Below are 16,333 nucleotides of genomic sequence, written 5' to 3' on the forward strand. Positions count from 1 at the left end.
CTTGCTCTCGAAATTCTTCAACGACTCATCCACGCGGCCACCACTGCTTTTCCGTGTCAACGGCACCACCCCAGCCCTGGATGTCCACCCAGACGTCGTAGCCGTCGGCGCCGAGCCAGCACTCGATCTGCTTCGAGCCGTTGGCGGGGAGGTCGTAGGCGAAGGCATTAGGGCTGACGTTGCCGCTGCCGCCGCTGTACTTGCACGCGACGTTGTATCGGCCCGCCGGGAAGTCCCGGGTGTTGACGACAAACTTGTAGCAACCGTTGTTGCAGCTCTGTGGAGCGCGGTCTCCTCGCGTGACCCATACGCGAGGCTGAGGTGGCGGCGGGGCATCCACGCTGCGCGCACTCGCCTGGGCCGTCGTGGTCTTGCTTCCGTCCGCACTGGTACGGACCTCGATGGTGCGCGTGGTGCTGTAGTCCACGCGGTAGTCCTCGGAGCCGGAAGCGGCGACCTTGCGCCACCCGTTGCCGTCGCCGGTGCGGATCTCCGTCGTGACGGGCCGACCGTTCGCGGCAGGCGAGGACCAGCTCATCCTGATGGTCCTGCCGTCATCGATGGTCGACGCGCTCGCGGTCGGTTTGCCGATCTGGCCGTACGGCCGCACCTGGTTGGATGCCGCCGAGGCAGGCCCCTCGTACGTCGTGCCGTCGGCGGTGGCCACCGCACGGATCCGGATCGTGTAGGCACCGTTGTTGTTGACCGCCCCGTTGCCGATCGTCCCCGACGTCCCCGAGCCGCCGCCGGCGACCCAGTCAGCCCGCCAGCCGTTGCCGTTCACGCTGTACTGGTACTGGATCTCGTTCGCGTTTGCGCCGTTGGACGCGCCGGGCTCCCACTGCACGACGACCTGGTTGTCGCCCTCGCGCGCGACGACGTTCGACGGCGCGCCGGGCGGCGTGAAGGCGCGGCGCGGCGCCGACTGCGGGCTTCGATCGCCCCATCCCGCCTTGTTCTGCGCACGGACGTCGTAGGTGTAGTCGGACTGCGACGTGTCGACGACGACCGCCTGGCTGGTCTGTCCGGCGGGTACGGCGATCGTGTCGACGACGTTGCCGCCGCGGATCACGCGGAGCTCGTAACCGCCGATCGCGTCGCCGTTCTCAGCGGGCCGATTCCAGGACACGCGCATCTGCGCGCGGTTCCCCACCGGCTCGAGGCGCGCCACTGTGGGAGCGCCCGAGGCCGACGGAGGGGCGGCCGGGATCTCACCGGCGGACCACTGCGAGAAGTCCGACGGCTCGGGCGCGCGATTGTGGGCGCGGACGCGCACCTGGTACTCGGTGCCGTTCTGCAGGCCCTCCCAGCGGTGCGTGTTGCCCGTGAGGCCGGTCTTCTGCGCGACGCCCGATGGCGGCGCAGGGGAGATCTCGAGGGTGTAGCTCTCCACCGGAGAACCCTCGGTGCGCGGCGTCTTCCACGCGACGTCGAGGCTACGGTCGCCGAAGGTCAGTGTCGGCGGGGCCGGCTGGTCGGGCCGCACGTCCGGGCGAGCAGTCTCCGACGGGACCGACGGATCGGACTCACCGACACTGTTCGTCGCGGTCACGACGAAGTTGTACTCGACGTTGTTCGTCAGGCCGTCCAGCGTGCAGGTCGTGGACGGGCACTCGCGGGTGTAACCGCCCGCCGTCGACGTGACGGTGTAGCCCTCGATGCGGCGACCGTTGTCGACCGGCGGCGTCCAGCTGAGGACGACCGTACGGCTCTCCACGGCGGTCACCGTCGGCCTGCCGGGCGCATCGGGACGGCCCTGTACCGTGATGCGGATCCGGCCGTCGACCCGGCGGTCGGCATCCTGCGTCGCGTCCTGCACCGTGTAGCGGACGACGACGTTGCCGACGAATTCACTGCCCGTCGTCACTCGGACCGTGCCACCCGAGACATCGACGCTGGTCACCTCACCCGTCTCGATCTGCGTGTTCACGATCTCGAGCGGTGCGTCAGGGAAGGGATTGACATCGTTCTCGAGGACGTTGAGGGACACGGTCTCGCCCTGGTCGGCCTGCGGGACGACATCGTCGTTCACCGAGGGCAGCTCGCGCGTCGACGCGGTCACCGTCACCTGGATGTTGGCCTCCACAGGCTCGGTCTCGTTGTCGGTCACGCGGACGGTGAGCGAGAAGCGCGTGCCCTTCGCGACGTCGGGCTGGGCGGACACCTGCAACGACTGACCGTCGACCGAGGCGCTCACACCAGCCGGCGGGTCGGAGGCGAGCGCGAACGTGAGGTTGTCCATGTCGCCCGGATCGGGGTCAGTGACGAGCTCCCGCAGACCGAGCGTGGCCGGGTCCTCGCCCGGCGCAACCGAGACGGACGCACCGATCATGGTCGGGGGCTCATTGTCGGGTGGGGTCACCGTGATCGGGATGGTGAGCGTGGCCTTGCGGCCGTCCGCGTCATCGGGTCCATTGCCGTCGGTGACTTCGAAGGTCAACGCGTCCGCTCCGAAGTAGCGGTCGGCCGAGGTGTAGACGAGCGTCGACTCATCTTTGACGAGTCCCGCACCGTTGCTGTGTGCGGCAGTCACCTTCTCGGTCTCCGTGATGACCACGTCGCGCCCCCCGGACGCACGGACGAAGTCCGACAGCGGAAGCTCGATCGTCTCGCCGCTCTTGACGGTGACGCCCTCCGCCGAGATCAGCGTCGGCGGAAGATCGGCGAGTGCCGGGACGTGGATGAAGGCTGCGGCGACCTGGTCGTCCTCGTCCGTCACGAGGTAGGTGATGAGCTGACGCTCGTCACCTACAGAGAGACTCACCCGACCGCCTGAGAGGACACGCGCGTTCTCTCCGCCCTCGCCGAGCGCGACCTCCAGCGCCGAACGGGTGCCGTCGGGGTCGTCGTCGTTCTCGAGCACGTCGACGACGACGGTACCGTCCTCGGCCACGTCCTCCGCCCGGACCCGATCGTCGCGAGCGATCGGCCGGGCCAACGGCACGTCCGGGTCGACAGTGATCTGCACCGAGGTCGTCGCGCGAAGTCCGCGTTCGTCGGCGATCGTGTACAGCACGCTGGTCTGCATCGGCTCGTCGGGCGCCGTGATGAGGAGCTGTTGTCCTGACACCTCCGCGCTCAGTCCCGGGACGTCCGCGACCTTCACCGCATTCTCCGCGAATCCGAACTTGTCACCGTCAGGGTCGGAGTCGTTCTGGAGCGCGTCGACGGCGACGGTGCGGCCGGGCCGCATCGTGATGGTGTCGCGCACGGCGTACGGCGCCTGATTGGTCGACTCGGCCGGCGCGATGCCGACCTCGATGATCGCCGTCGCCTCCTTACCGAGGTTGTCACGGACGCGGTACTGGAAGCGGTCGACACCGACCGACTCCTCGAATGCGGTGTACGCGAACGAGTCGGCGTCGATGGCCGACACACGGCCCTTCTTCGGAGAGGATGCGAGACCGACGAGCTCCACCGAGTCGCCATCGGCGTCGATCCCGTCGAGATCGATCGCCACTTGCACACCCGAGCCGCTGAGGGTGCGGACCGTCACGTCGCGGGGGCGCGGCGCGGCGTTCGCGTCGTCGTCACGCGGGAGGATGCGGATGGTGACGTAACCGGCATCCCGCTGGCCCGTCGAATCCTCGACCTCGTAGGTCGCGTTGACCGTCTTGGGCTCGGGACCCGCGCGGAAGCGGAGAGTGTCCTCGGAGACGAACAGGTCGCCGTCGGCCTCATCGATGAGCGGCGGCACGAGCTCGGGCGAGATGTGGATCTCGTCGCCGTTCGGGTGGAAGTCGTTCTCCATCACGGGGATGGTCACGACATCGCCGACGCGGACGACGACCTCGTCGTCGACGGCGATCGGCGGGCGTAGTTTCTCGGGGGCGGGCACCGGGATCACGATGACCTCGCCCGTGGCGGACTGCGATCCGTTGGAGATGGTGTAGGTCAGCCGCACCTGCTTGTCCAGGGACGCCTGGTCGCTGATGCGGATCGTCTCGTGTCCCAGCACCGCCGCGGCGATTCCGCTGTCCTCGTCGACGGTGACCGACGGGACCACGAGGATGCCGCCGGCCGGGTCCGTGTCGTTGCCCAACACGTTGACGAGCACGTCGCCGCCTGCGGGGAGGAGTGCGACATCACGCACCGCAATCGGCGCGACGTCGGCATCCTCGTCCGGAAGGACGTCGATGCGCACGATGCCGGGGGCGGAGTTCGCGCCCGCAGAGGCGAGGTACGTGGCGTAGTAGGTGCCGGTGTTCGGAGCCTCGAACGTGAACGACTTGTCGGGATAATCACGGGTCACCGTGCCGCCGTCGACGTCGTCCACTCGCGTCAGCCGGAGCTGCTCGCTTCCGGTACTGGTGTCGTTGGTCAGCGGTCGCACTGTGACGGGACGGTCGGGTCGTGTCACGACGTGGTCCGCGTTGGTCACGGGGATCGTCGTTCCGAGGGGCCGGATGTCGATCCTCGCCACCCCCGTGGTGGAGTCACTGCCGTCGGACACGACCACGGGCACGTCCTTGCGCCCTTGCATGCCCCCGATCGCCCGGTAGGTGATCTGCCCGTCGGAGGTGAACTCGGCCTCATCCCCGCCGTCCGGGGTGACATCGCGCAGGAAGATGTCGTCGCCATCGGGGTCGATCCAGTCGCTGAGGACGTTGAAGGACACGACACCGCTCTGCTCGACGGTGATCGCGGTCCTGCGCTTCTGCGTGGGCGCCGAGTGCTCGCTCAGCGGCCGGACCTCGAGGTCGACACGCGCCGTGTCCTTGCCGCCGCGACCGTCCGACACCTCGTACCGGAACGAGGTCGTCCCCGCGGCATCCTCGGGCAGCGCGATCTGAAGAGCCGTGCCGTTGTAGATGGGCGTGATCTCACCCATCGACGGGTCGCCTGTGACCTTCGCGACGAGCACATCGCCGTCCGCGTCGAGGTCGTTCTCGAGCAGGGGGAGCACCGTGGTGCGGCCCGGACGCACCCCGTAGCGGTCGTTCTCCGCGACCGGCGGAGTGTTCTTCTCGGTGCGTTCGGGGAGCGTCGACTGGACTGTCTCCTCGGTCGTTTCCTCCTCTTCCTCACCCTCGCCCTCGGGCGGTGTGAGGTCCTCCCAGTTGTCGACCTGCTGGAGGGCGTCGCTGGCCATCCAGGCGGACCCGCCGAAGATGTCGTTGAGGACCACGACGTCGCGGTTCACGCGGAAGCGGAGCTGGCTCGAGCGGTCGATCCCCTCGACCGTCTTGGTGAGGTCGTCCTCGTCGCCGACGCAGTCGCGGACGAAGGTGCCGGAGCCCGACCAGGCCCCGTACGCGCACCCCGCGACGTAGACCGGCTGCGCGGGAGCGCCGCCGTCACCGGCATCCGTCGTGACCGGGTCGCCGCCCGTGAGCGGGACGCGCACCAGCTGGGACGAGGTGGCGAGCGTGACGGTGTCGGTCACGTTCGAGGGCTGCTGCAGGATCGCCTCGTCGGGAACCTGGGTCACGAGCCCGTCGCTCGTGTAGAGCGTCGAGGAGGTGCGGTCGAGGACGACGCTCACGCCGCCGACGGAGGTGATCGCCAGCTCGTCGTTCTTCTCGATGCCCTCGAGCTCGCGCTCGGCGGACTGGACGAACGCCCCCTGCGCATCCGGCGCATACGCGTAGAGCACACCCTTCTCGGCCGAGACGGCGTAGACGAGGCCGGCCGTGCTGACCGTGACCGCGGCACCCCGGCCGAGCTCGGCGATCGGATCGCCGGCTTCCTTGCCGACGGCGGCGAGAGAGGTGAAGGGCGCGGCACGCAGCGCTCCGCCCTCGTCCATCGTCGCGACGGTCGGGCCGCCCAGCACGACCTGGGCGTTCGAGGGGAGGTCGGCCTTGTCGGAGAGCACGACACGAGCCGGGTCGATCGCCGTGGCGGTGTTCTCGGTCTGGTCCGTGACCAGGACGCGGTTGCCCGCCTGCTGGATGTCGTACTCCTGCGACAGCGTGCGGAGGCCGCCGTCGAGGAGGCGCGACTCGTTGTTGAAGTGCCCGACCAGCAGGCTCGTCTGCTTCGTCAGCCAGACGCCGCCGTCGTTCAATTCAACCTCGGTCGTCGGCTCGCCGTCGTAGGTGAGCGCGAGTACACCGATGGCGACCACGGCGGCGGTCACGGCGCCGATCGATGCCATCGTGCGGGGCCGCGAACGGAGCCAGGCGAAGGACTTCATGAGCGTTCTGACTCCCCCCGGACAGACGAGTTCGCAGGACCGACGGCCTCCGATCGATCGACCGGAAGGCACGGCGTGTGGACGGTATAAAGCCTAAGCGAGGGACCAATTTCGGACGAGCGCGTGACGTGGGGAGTTCTCCCCACTTATGCTCTTCGGTTCGGTCGGCTCAGACCGCGCCGACGTAGCGGGCCAGGTGCTCGCCCGTCAGCGTGCTGCGGTCGGCGACCAGCGCCGCCGGTGTCCCCTCGAACACGATGCGACCGCCGTCGCGACCGGCGCCGGGACCCAGGTCGATGATGTGGTCGGCGTGCGTCATGACGGCCTGGTGGTGCTCGATGACGATGACGGAGTTGCCGGCATCCACCAATCGGTCGAGCAGGGCGAGCAGGTTGTCGACGTCCGCGAGGTGAAGCCCCGTCGTCGGCTCGTCGAGGACGTAGACCGCCCCCTTCTTCGCCATGGCGATCGCGAGCTTCAACCGCTGCCGCTCACCGCCCGAGAGCGTGTTGAGCGCTTGACCGAGGGTGATGTAGCCGAGACCGACGTCGATCATGCGACCGAGCGTCGTCTTGGCCGGTCCGGTCGTGAACTCGTGCGCCTCCTCGGCGGACATCGCGAGCACCTCGGCGATGTTCCTGCCGTCGAGCGTGTACTCGAGCACCGCTTCGCTGAAGCCGGACCCTTCGCAGACCTCGCATCGCGTCTCGACGCTCTGCGTGTAGCCGAGGTTCGTGATGATGACCCCGAGCCCCTTGCAGGCCGGGCACGCGCCCTCGGAGTTCGCGCTGAACAGCGAGGCCTTCACCCCGTTCGCCTTCGCGAACGCCGTGCGGATCGCATCGAGCACGCCCGTGTACGTCGCCGGGCTGGAGCGGCGCGACCCCTTGATCGGCGACTGGTCGACGACGACGACGTCGTCGAACGACGGGACGTTGCCGTGGATGAGGGAGGACTTGCCCGACCCGGCCACGCCGGTCACGACCGTCAAGACACCGAGCGGGATGTCGACGTCCACCCCCGTGAGGTTGTGCTGGGTGGCGCCGCGGATCTGCAGCGCACCGGTCGCCGGGCGGGTCGAGGTCTTCAGCGCTGCCCGGTGATCGAGGTGCCGTCCCGTGAGGGTGTCGGATGCCCGGAGCCCGGCGACGTCCCCCTCATACATGATCCGCCCGCCGCGCGATCCCGCATGCGGGCCGAGGTCGACGACGTGGTCGGCGATCGCGATGACCTCGGGCTTGTGCTCGACGACGAGGACGGTGTTGCCCTTGTCGCGCAGCAGCAGGAGCAGGTCGTTCATGCGCTGGATGTCGTGGGGATGGAGTCCTGCGGTGGGCTCGTCGAACACGTAGGTGACATCGGTCAGCGCGGAGCCGAGGTGACGGATCATCTTCGTCCGCTGCGCCTCGCCGCCGGACAGGGTCCCCGACGAGCGGTCGAGCGACAGGTACCCGAGGCCGATGTCGACGAACGACGCGATGACCTTGCGCAGCCCCGACAGGAGCGGCCCGACGGTCGTCGCATCGATCGTGTCGAGCCACGCGGCGAGGTCGGTGATCTGCATCGCGGCGGCGTCGGCGATGTTCACGCCGTCGATGCGGCAGGCACGGGCGCCTTCGTTCAGTCGGCTGCCGCCGCACTCGGGGCAGGGGTGGAACTTGACGGCGCGATCCACGAACGCACGGATGTGGGGTTGCAGCGCCTCCCGATCCTTCTGCAGGAACGACTTCGTGATCTTCGGGACCAGACCCTCGTAGGTCATGTTCATGTTCTGGAGCTTGACCTTGGTCGGCTCCTTGTACAGGAAGTCGGCGCGCTCCTGCTCGGTGTACTGCGCGATGGGCTTGGCCGCGTCGAGGAACCCCGACTCGGTGAAGATCCGCACCATCCAGCCGTCCACGTTGTAGCCGGGGACGGTGATCGCGCCCTCGGCGAGCGCCTTCGAGCTGTCGAAGAGCTCGTCGAGGTCGACGTCGCTCACCTCGCCGAGCCCCTCGCACCGGGGGCACATGCCGCCGGTGACGACGTCGGACCCGGGCACGGTCGGGATGTTAAACGAGAACGCCTGCGGCGACCCCACCCGCGGCTCGCCGAGGCGGCTGAAGAGCAGCCGGAGCATCGCGTACGCGTCGGTCGCGGTGCCGACGGTCGAGCGCGCGTTGGCCCCCATCCGCTCCTGGTCGACGATGATCGCGGGGCTGATGTTCTCGAGGCCGTCGACCTCGGGACGGGACAGCTGCGCCATGAACTGCTGGACGAACGTCGGGTACGTCTCGTTGATGAGGCGCTGCGACTCGGTCGCGATGGTGCCGAACACGAGCGAGGACTTGCCCGATCCGCTCACCCCCGTGAAGACGGTGAGGCGGCGCTTGGGGATCTCGACGTCGACGCCCTTGAGGTTGTTCTCCCGCGCCCCGATGACGCGGATGACGTCGTGAGCGTCGGCGATGGGAGGATCGGATGCCGGCCCGTCGACGTCGGTGATCTCGTGCTCCGCCATGTCCGCCTCTCCGCCCGCCGTCCCCACATGATCCTCGCGCACACCCCCGGGGGCAAGCGGTCAGCCGCCGGCCCGGTGACACCCGCTCACGTGGTCGTCGACCATGCCCGTCGACTGCATGAGGGCGTACATCGTCGTCGACCCCACGAAGCGGAACCCCCGCTTCCGCAGCGCCTTCGACATCGCGTCGGACTCCGCCGTCGTGGCGGGGACCTCGGCGAAGGTCTCCGGTCGCCGATGGGATGCCGGGGCGAACGACCACATGAACGCGTCGAGTTCGCCCGGGGCCATCTCTGTGACGAGCCGCGCGTTGCCGATCGTTGCGAGGATCTTCGCGCGATTGCGGATGATGCCCGCGTCGGCCATGAGCCGGTCGACGTCGGCCTCGTCGAACGCGGCGACGGTCACCGGGTCGAACTCCGCGAACACCTCGCGGAACCTCGGGCGCTTGCGGAGGATCGTGATCCACGAGAGCCCCGCCTGGAACCCCTCGAGGCTCATCTTCTCGAAGAGGGCCCGGTCGCCATGGAGTGGCCGCCCCCACTCCTCGTCGTGGTAGCGGCGGTACTCGGCGTCGTCGCCGACCCAGCCGCAACGAAGGAGGCCGTCGGGCCCGACACGCAGTTCCACGCGTGCCAGGCTACCGACGGCCTCCGACGCTCACTTCTTCTTGAGCGACTTCTCCGGCACGGGTGCCTCACCGCGAGCCGCGAGGTCGGCGTAGTGCGCCCGCGCCTCGTCCTGCCGCTGCCGCTCGATGCCGGAGGCGATCGGTGCGCGCACGTGCTCGGGCGCGAACCCGAACGCGTCGACGAGGTCCTGCGCGTGCGGACGCAGCCGCGCGCAGAGGCGGTCGATGTACTTCGACACCGCGGCGGCGCGCTGGGTCGACAGACGCCCGTTGATGAGGTGCCAGGCCAGGTGCTTCTCGATGAGGTGCAGACCGAAGAGGTCGCGCAGCCAGGTGAGGACCTGCCGCGTGCCGTCGTCCTCGGTGGCCTTCACCGCATCCGAGAACGCCTCCCACTGCAGCAGTTCGCCGTGCGCCCGCGCGGCCTCGATGAGCTCGGCCTGGTGCGTGTTGAACAGCGCCGCAGCCTCGGCCGCGGGGAGCTTGGATGCCGGGCGCAGCGCGCCGGCGATGTCGGCGACCATCTGCTCGACGCGTCCCGCGAGCAGTTCGTGCTGCTGCTCGGCCCGGAGCCCCAGCTCGACCGAGCGTGCGGTCGAGCCGAAGTCGGCGACCGTCTGCCCGAGGCTGCGGAGCCCTGCGCCGTGGAAGACCTTGCCCGCCGTCTGGCCGACGGCGAACTTCGCGAGGGTCGCGGCATCCGCCCCCTTGAACTGCTTCGCGAAGTCGGCGAGCAGGCGCTTGCCGACCAGCTGGAGCAGCACGTTGTTGTCACCCTCGAAGGTCACGTAGACGTCGAGGTCGGAGCGCAGCCCCACGAGACGGTTCTCGGCCATGAAGCCCGACCCGCCGCAGGCCTCGCGCGCCTCCTGGATGGTCTGCAGCGCGTTCCAGGTGCTGAGTGGCTTGAGCGCGGCCGCCAGGGTCTCGAGGTTCTCGCGCTCGGCGGGGGTGTCGGACGTGCCGCCGAAGACGCCGTCGAAGGTGCGCAGCAGTTCGTCGTGCGCGAAGTACTGGGCGACGTTCTGCGCGAGGAGCGGGAGGAGGCGGCGCTGGTGCTTGCCGTAGTCGAGGAGGACGACCTCGTCGGTGCCGGCGCCGGAGTCGAACTGCCGGCGCTGGTTGCCGTAGGTGACGGCGATGTAGAGCGCGAGCGACGAGGCGATCGTGGCGGCACCGTCGAGGGAGACGCGGCCCTGGACGAGCGCGCCGAGCATCGTGAAGAAGCGGCGGCCCGTGCTCTCGATGGGGCTCGAGTAGGTGCCGTCGGGAGCGACGTCGCCGTAGCGGTTGAGGAGGTTCGTCCGCGGCACGCGGACGTGGTCGAACGCGAGCCGGCCGTTGTCGATGCCGTTGAGCCCGCCCTTGACCCCGTCGTCCTCGCTCTGGACGCCCGGGAGCAGTTCGCCGTCGGGCGTGCGGATCGGCACGAAGAAGCAGTGCACGCCGTGGTTCACGCCCTTCGTGATGAGCTGTGCGAAGACGGTCGCCGCCTGTCCGTGCTTCGCGGCGTTGCCCAGGTAGTCCTTCCACGCCGCGCGGAACGGCGTGTGGATGACGAACTCCTCGGTCTCGGGGTCGTAGGTCGCCGTCGTTCCGATCGCGGCGACATCCGATCCGTGGCCGATCTCGGTCATGGCGAAGGCGCCGGGGAGCTCCGCGTCGCGGATCGCCGGAATCCAGGTGTCGTGGTGCTCCTTCGTGCCGAGCTGCAGCACGGCCGAACCGAACAGCCCCCACTGCACGCCGGACTTGATCTGCATGCTCGGGTCCGCGAGCACCAGTTCCTCGAACCCGGCCAGGTTGGCACCGTTGTCCTCCTCGCCGCCGTACTCCTTGGGCAGGGCGCGCGTCGAGCCGCCGTTCTTCGCCAGCAGTCGCACCTGATCCATGACCCGCTCGCGGTGCTCGGCGACGCTCTGGCCGTCGATGCGCCAGTAGGCCGGGTCCTTGATGAGCTCGCGCACCGTGAGGCGGGTCTGACCCCACGTGCCGCGGAGCATCGCGCCCACGGCGTCGATGTCGATGCGGGGCTCGTGCGCTTCGTCGGCAGTGTGGGGCGCGGTGGGAGCGCCGCCAGCGGGGGTGCGCTTGTCGGCGGCGGGGGTGGAGGAGCGGACGACGGTGTCGGTCATCACTGGCCTTTCTGAGGACGCCGGATCGGCGACGGGACAGGGAAGTTCGACGACAACGGTAGGAGTCCTCTAACAGCGAACCAAAGGCGTTGTCCGGTTGAGACAAGATGCAGGAGGGACGTCGTCGGCCTGACTTGTGCTCCGCCTACACCGGTCGATGTCGGGGCGCCGTGGCAGACTCGCCCCGGAGGCTTCGATGATCGCACTCGCCCGATGGGATGCCGCCGACCGCGGCCTGCTGACGCTCTTGAACACACCCGCCATGACGTCATATCTGGGCGGCCCCGAGACCGAGGAGCAGCTTGACGACCGGCACGACCGGTACGTGCGCACGTGGTCCGATCGACCGGGAGCGATGTACCGCATCGACGTCGACGGCGAGCCCGCCGGTGCGATCGGATTCTGGCCCGTCGACGAGGAGGGCACGCCCGCCTTCGAGACCGGGTGGAGCGTCCTCCCCGGCTTCCAGGGGCGCGGCGTTGCCACCGCGGCGCTGCGCCTGATGATCGCCGAGGTGCGTCGGGACGGCAGCAGGACCCTCCTCATGGCCTACCCGGGCATCGACAATGTGCCGTCGAACGCGCTCTGCGCCCGCGCAGGTTTCGAGGAGCGCGGCACCGGGTCGGAGCCGTGGCGCGGCGGCATCCTCACCTTCCGGCGGTGGGCACTGGACATGTCGCCGCTGGATCTGACCGGGCGCACCCCCGACGTCGACGAGCGCTTCACAGGTGACGCTCTCGACGCGGAGCGGTGGTGGCCGCATTACCTGCCGCATTGGTCGTCGCGCTCGCGGACGGCGGCCCGGTACCGGGTCGACGGCGGCCTCGAGCTGCGCATCGACGCGGACACCGAACCGTGGGCGCCGGAGTGGGACGGTGACGTCCGCGTCTCGCACCTGCAGACCGGGCAGGCCACCGCCGAGGTCGAATCGGATGCCGGTCAGCACCGCTTCCGCGACGGGCTCGTCGTCCGCGAGTCCCAGGTGGAGCGGCGCCTGTGGCTACCCCGCTTCGGGGTGATCGCGGCACGCCTCGCCGCGGTGCGGCATCCGGACGCGATGGTCGCGTTCTGGCCGATCGGGTTCGAGGACTCGCCCGAGGAATCCGGGGAGATCTGCATCGCCGAGATCTTCGGATCGGAGGTGGACGACACCGGCGGATGGGTCGGGGTCGGCGTCAAGGCCCACCATGACCCGCGGCTGCGCGACGACGTCGAGAGGATCCGCATCGACGGCGACCTCACCACGCTGCATGAGTACGCCGTCGACTGGTCTCCCGATCGGCTGCGGTTCTTCATCGACGGTCGGTGGGTGAAGACGGTCGCCCAGCGGATCGACTACCCGGTGCAGCTCATGCTCGACCTCTACGAGCTGCCGCGACGGGACGGACCGCGCGATGGCGGAGCTCTTCCGCACGTGATGCGCATCGAACGTGTGTGCACGTTCCCAGACTCCTGACACACTGGGAGCATGCGCGTCCTTTCCGCTGACGAGACCGTCGTCCACCTCCGCTCCGGCGGCACCAGCGTCGTCGTCGACCTGCAGCCCGGAGCGGTCCCCGCGATCGTCCACTGGGGCGATGATCTCGGCGATGCACCCCACGCGACACTCGTCTCACTCGCGACGGCGTCGCGGCTGCAGCGCGTCTCGGGCGGGCTCGACCACACGGTGCGGCTCGGTGTCGTCGCGACCGCGGCGTCGGGGTGGGCGGGCACGCCGACGCTCGAGGGGCATCGCGACGGCGAGGGCGTGAGCACGGTCTTCACCGTGGTCGGGACCCGCGCCTCGGACGATGCACTCGAGCTGGATCTCGCCGACGCCGAGGCGGGCCTGTCGGCGCGGTACGAGCTGCGGGTGACCGCATCCGGTCTGGTACGGGCGCGGACGACGGTGCGCAACGACGGTGCGGATGTCTACACGGTGCAGGCGCTGCACGTGACGCTCCCGCTGCCGTGGGAGGCGACGGAGCTCCTCGACACGACGGGCCGTCACTTGCGGGAGCGGTCGGCGCAGCGGCACGAGCTGACCTTCGGCACGCATCTGCGGGAGTCGCGGCGCGGCCGCCCCGGTGCCGACGCCACCCTGCTGCTCGCGGCCGGCGTCCCGGGGTTCGGGTTCGAGCGGGGGCGTGTGCACGGGGTGCACCTGGCGTGGAGCGGCAACTCGCGGATCTTCGCGGAGCGGGTCCCGACGGGCGAGTCGTTCCTCGGTGCCGGTGAGCTGTATCTGCCGGGTGAGATCCGTCTCGCGCCGGGTGAGGAGATCTCCTCGCCCGAGCTGCTCGGGTCGTGGGGCGACGGCCTCGACGAGCTCGCGGCGCGCTTCCATGACGAGTGGCGTTCGCGGCCGCAGCATCCGACCCGTCCTCGGCCGATCACGCTCAACACGTGGGAGGCGGTGTACTTCGACCACCGGCTGCCGAAGCTGATCGCCCTCGCCGACGCGGCGGCGGAGCTGGGTGTGGAGCGGTACGTGCTCGACGACGGCTGGTTCCGGCACCGCCGCGACGACACCGCCGGGCTCGGCGACTGGTACGTGGACGAGACGGTGTGGCCGAACGGTCTGCACCCGATCGCCGATCACGTCGTCGCGAAGGGGATGGAGTTCGGCCTGTGGTTCGAACCCGAGATGGTCAATCCCGACAGCGACCTCGCCCGCTCCCACCCCGGCTGGATCCTCCGCGGCCGCACCGACCTGCCCCCGTCGGCCCGTCAGCAGCAGGTCCTGAACCTCGCCCACCCCGACGCGTACGCGTACATGTTCCGGGTGATCAGCGACATCCTCACCGCGTACCCGATCGCGTACGTGAAGTGGGATCACAACCGCGACCTCGTCGACGCGGCCGCCGGGCCCGGCGGAGCCGCGAAGGTGCATGCGCAGACCCTCGCCGTGTACCGCCTCATCGACGAACTCAAAGCCGCCCACCCGGGCCTGGAGATCGAGAGCTGCGCCTCCGGCGGCGCCCGCGTCGACCTCGGCATCCTGGACCGCACCGACCGGATCTGGACCAGCGACTGCCTCGACCCGATCGAACGCCTCGAGAACCAGCGGTACACGGCCCTCGTCGTCCCGCCCGAGATGATGGGAATGCACCTGACCACCCCGCACGTGCACTCCACCGGCCGCACCGTCTCCCTCACCCTCAGCGGAGCCGTCGCCCTGTTCGGCCACTTCGGCATCGAATGGGACGTCACGACCCTCACCGAAACGGATGCCGCGGCCGTCGGCGCGTGGGTGACGCTCGCCAAACGGGTCCGCCCCCTCGTCGCGACCGGCCGCCTCGTCAACGCGGACGTCGCCGACCCCGGACTCGACGTCCGCGGTGTCGTCGCCGACGACCAGGCATCCGCCTTCTTCACCATCACCCAGACCCAGACGCTCATCTCCTCGCCGGCGGGGCGCGTGCGGTTCCCGGGACTCGACCCCGACCGCACCTACCGGATCGAGATCGTCACCCCCGACGGCATCATCGACACCCCCGCACAGTCCCCGCTCGAGTGGGCGCACCACGACACCGTGCTGACCGGGCGTCAGCTCGCCGTCGTCGGTCTGCGACCGCCGGTGCAGAACCCGCAGCAGGCCGTCGTCGTCGAGGTCACCGCGGTCTGAGGTCTGTCAGATCCGTTCGAGCTGGTCGAGGAACTCGGCCGCCCTCGTCGCCGTCATGATCGTCGTCTGCATCGGCACGTTCGACTGGCAGAGCGTGCGCCCGGCGACGCTGCGACGGGGGTGCCCAGTCGTAGTCGTCGCGCGCCGTCAGGCTGATCTTGGTGCCGATCTCCTCGGACGCGACGACGAAGGGGCCGCTGCCGATGATCTCGGTCGCGTTGCCCGGGCCGAACTCCTCGCTCGTGCGGTCGAGCGTCTCGTCGGAGAGCAGGCCGGCGTTGATCGCCGAGGTCGCCTGCGCGAAACCGGGTGCGGGGGCGCTGAAGTGGAAGCGCACCGTGTGCTCGTCGAGGACCTCGCTGCTCTCGTAGTTGGTCACCTGCTCCGAGACGGTGAACTTCCGGTCGGGGTCGCCCAGGCCGAGCAGGTCGAAGTTCTTCGCGACGTTCTCGGCATCGAGCGGCGTGCCGTCGGAGTAGGTGACGTCATCGCGGAGCGTGAACGTGTACTCGGTGGCATCCGCGTTCACCTCGGGCAGCTCGGCGGCGATCCACGGCTCCAGCTCGAGGGTCTCGGGGTCCTGGTAGAGCAGGCGGTCGGTGATGTTATTGATGACACCGCCGTTCGGGTAGAAACCGCCCGACCCCGGGTACAGGGTGTTCCAGGTCTGCGGTTCGAGGTAGGTCAGGGTGCCACCGGTCTACGGTTCGCCCGCTCCGGCGTTCGAGGTGGGTGCGGTGGCGGCGCCGGCGCAGCCGGCGAGCGCCGCGACGAGCGCGGCGCCGACTGCGGCGGCGAGGGCGGCGCGGAGGGGACGGGTCATGAGGACTCCAGGACGGATGAGGACGGGTGCAGGCCTCATCCGAGCACGCGCGCTCCGCGGCCGCACGCCGCGTGGTCACGGGAGGTAAGAGTGTTACGTCACATGGGGATCATGCCTTGTCGTGGAGGGTGATCCGGTAGCCGTCCGGGTCGGCGAAGGTGAACGTGCGGCCGAACGGGCCCTCGATCGGCGCGGCGACGATCGTCTGGCCGTCGGCGACGAGGGTGTCGTGGATCGCCTGCACGTCGGTGGCTCGCATCCAGATGGCAGCTCCGACTCCGGGATGGTCGGCCGCTGCAAGGTCGGTGCCGGGCACGGGGTCGCGGAGGGCGAAGGCGATCGGGGCGGTGTCGAACACCACTGCGTGCGGGGGTCCGGCGGGTGAGCGCACGAGTCCGAGGTACTGCTCGTAGAACCGCTGGGAGGCGTCGAGGTCGGTGACTTGCAGGGAGACGAAATCGGGTCCGATGGTGGGCATGAGGCATCCCTTCTTTGTGT

Annotated in this window: 7 protein-coding genes and 1 pseudogene; 2 read left to right on the top strand and 6 right to left on the bottom strand. The window is 69.5% G+C overall.

What is annotated here, in order from left to right; translation table 11 throughout:
- Window positions 1-25 precede the first annotated feature (25 nt).
- The 4 genes from ACPEH2_RS06455 to ACPEH2_RS06470 all read right to left on the bottom strand — a co-directional run bounded on the left by ACPEH2_RS06455 (window position 26) and on the right by ACPEH2_RS06470 (window position 11,405).
- Window positions 26-6,139: an Ig-like domain-containing protein gene (locus ACPEH2_RS06455; protein ID WP_359918903.1), complete on the bottom strand. Its 6,114-nt coding sequence runs from the start codon at window positions 6,137-6,139 to the stop codon at window positions 26-28.
- A gap of 169 nt (window positions 6,140-6,308) precedes the next feature.
- Entirely contained in the window at window positions 6,309-8,639 is a 2,331-nt protein-coding gene (locus ACPEH2_RS06460) for an ATP-binding cassette domain-containing protein (RefSeq protein ID WP_423718469.1), read from the bottom strand.
- A gap of 60 nt (window positions 8,640-8,699) precedes the next feature.
- Window positions 8,700-9,269, bottom strand: a complete 570-nt coding sequence (locus tag ACPEH2_RS06465) for a DNA-3-methyladenine glycosylase I (RefSeq protein ID WP_217529921.1) — start codon at window positions 9,267-9,269, stop codon at window positions 8,700-8,702.
- A 30-nt stretch (window positions 9,270-9,299) separates the two neighbouring features.
- A complete protein-coding gene (locus tag ACPEH2_RS06470; RefSeq protein ID WP_359918908.1) occupies window positions 9,300-11,405 on the bottom strand; it encodes an acyl-CoA dehydrogenase in 2,106 nt (701 codons plus the stop codon).
- A 196-nt stretch (window positions 11,406-11,601) separates the two neighbouring features.
- Here ACPEH2_RS06470 and ACPEH2_RS06475 point away from each other — a divergent pair, with 196 nt between their 5' ends.
- Both ACPEH2_RS06475 and ACPEH2_RS06480 read left to right on the top strand, forming a co-directional pair.
- Window positions 11,602-12,861, top strand: a complete 1,260-nt coding sequence (locus ACPEH2_RS06475; RefSeq protein ID WP_423718470.1) for a GNAT family N-acetyltransferase — start codon at window positions 11,602-11,604, stop codon at window positions 12,859-12,861.
- Window positions 12,862-12,873: 12 nt separating this feature from the next.
- Entirely contained in the window at window positions 12,874-15,012 is a 2,139-nt protein-coding gene (locus ACPEH2_RS06480) for an alpha-galactosidase (protein WP_359918911.1), read from the top strand.
- A gap of 91 nt (window positions 15,013-15,103) precedes the next feature.
- Here the strand turns inward: ACPEH2_RS06480 and ACPEH2_RS06485 are convergent.
- Both ACPEH2_RS06485 and ACPEH2_RS06490 read right to left on the bottom strand, forming a co-directional pair.
- Window positions 15,104-15,835: pseudogene (locus ACPEH2_RS06485) on the bottom strand (ABC transporter substrate-binding protein); the annotation flags it as partial.
- Between the two features lie 109 nt (window positions 15,836-15,944).
- Window positions 15,945-16,313, bottom strand: coding sequence for a VOC family protein (locus ACPEH2_RS06490; RefSeq protein ID WP_359918913.1), 369 nt, complete (start codon window positions 16,311-16,313; stop codon window positions 15,945-15,947).
- Between the last annotated feature and the right edge of the window lie 20 nt (window positions 16,314-16,333).

This window comes from Microbacterium sp. NPDC064942 (genome assembly GCF_049545525.1).
Classification (GTDB): Bacteria; Actinomycetota; Actinomycetes; order Actinomycetales; family Microbacteriaceae; genus Microbacterium; species Microbacterium gawkjiense.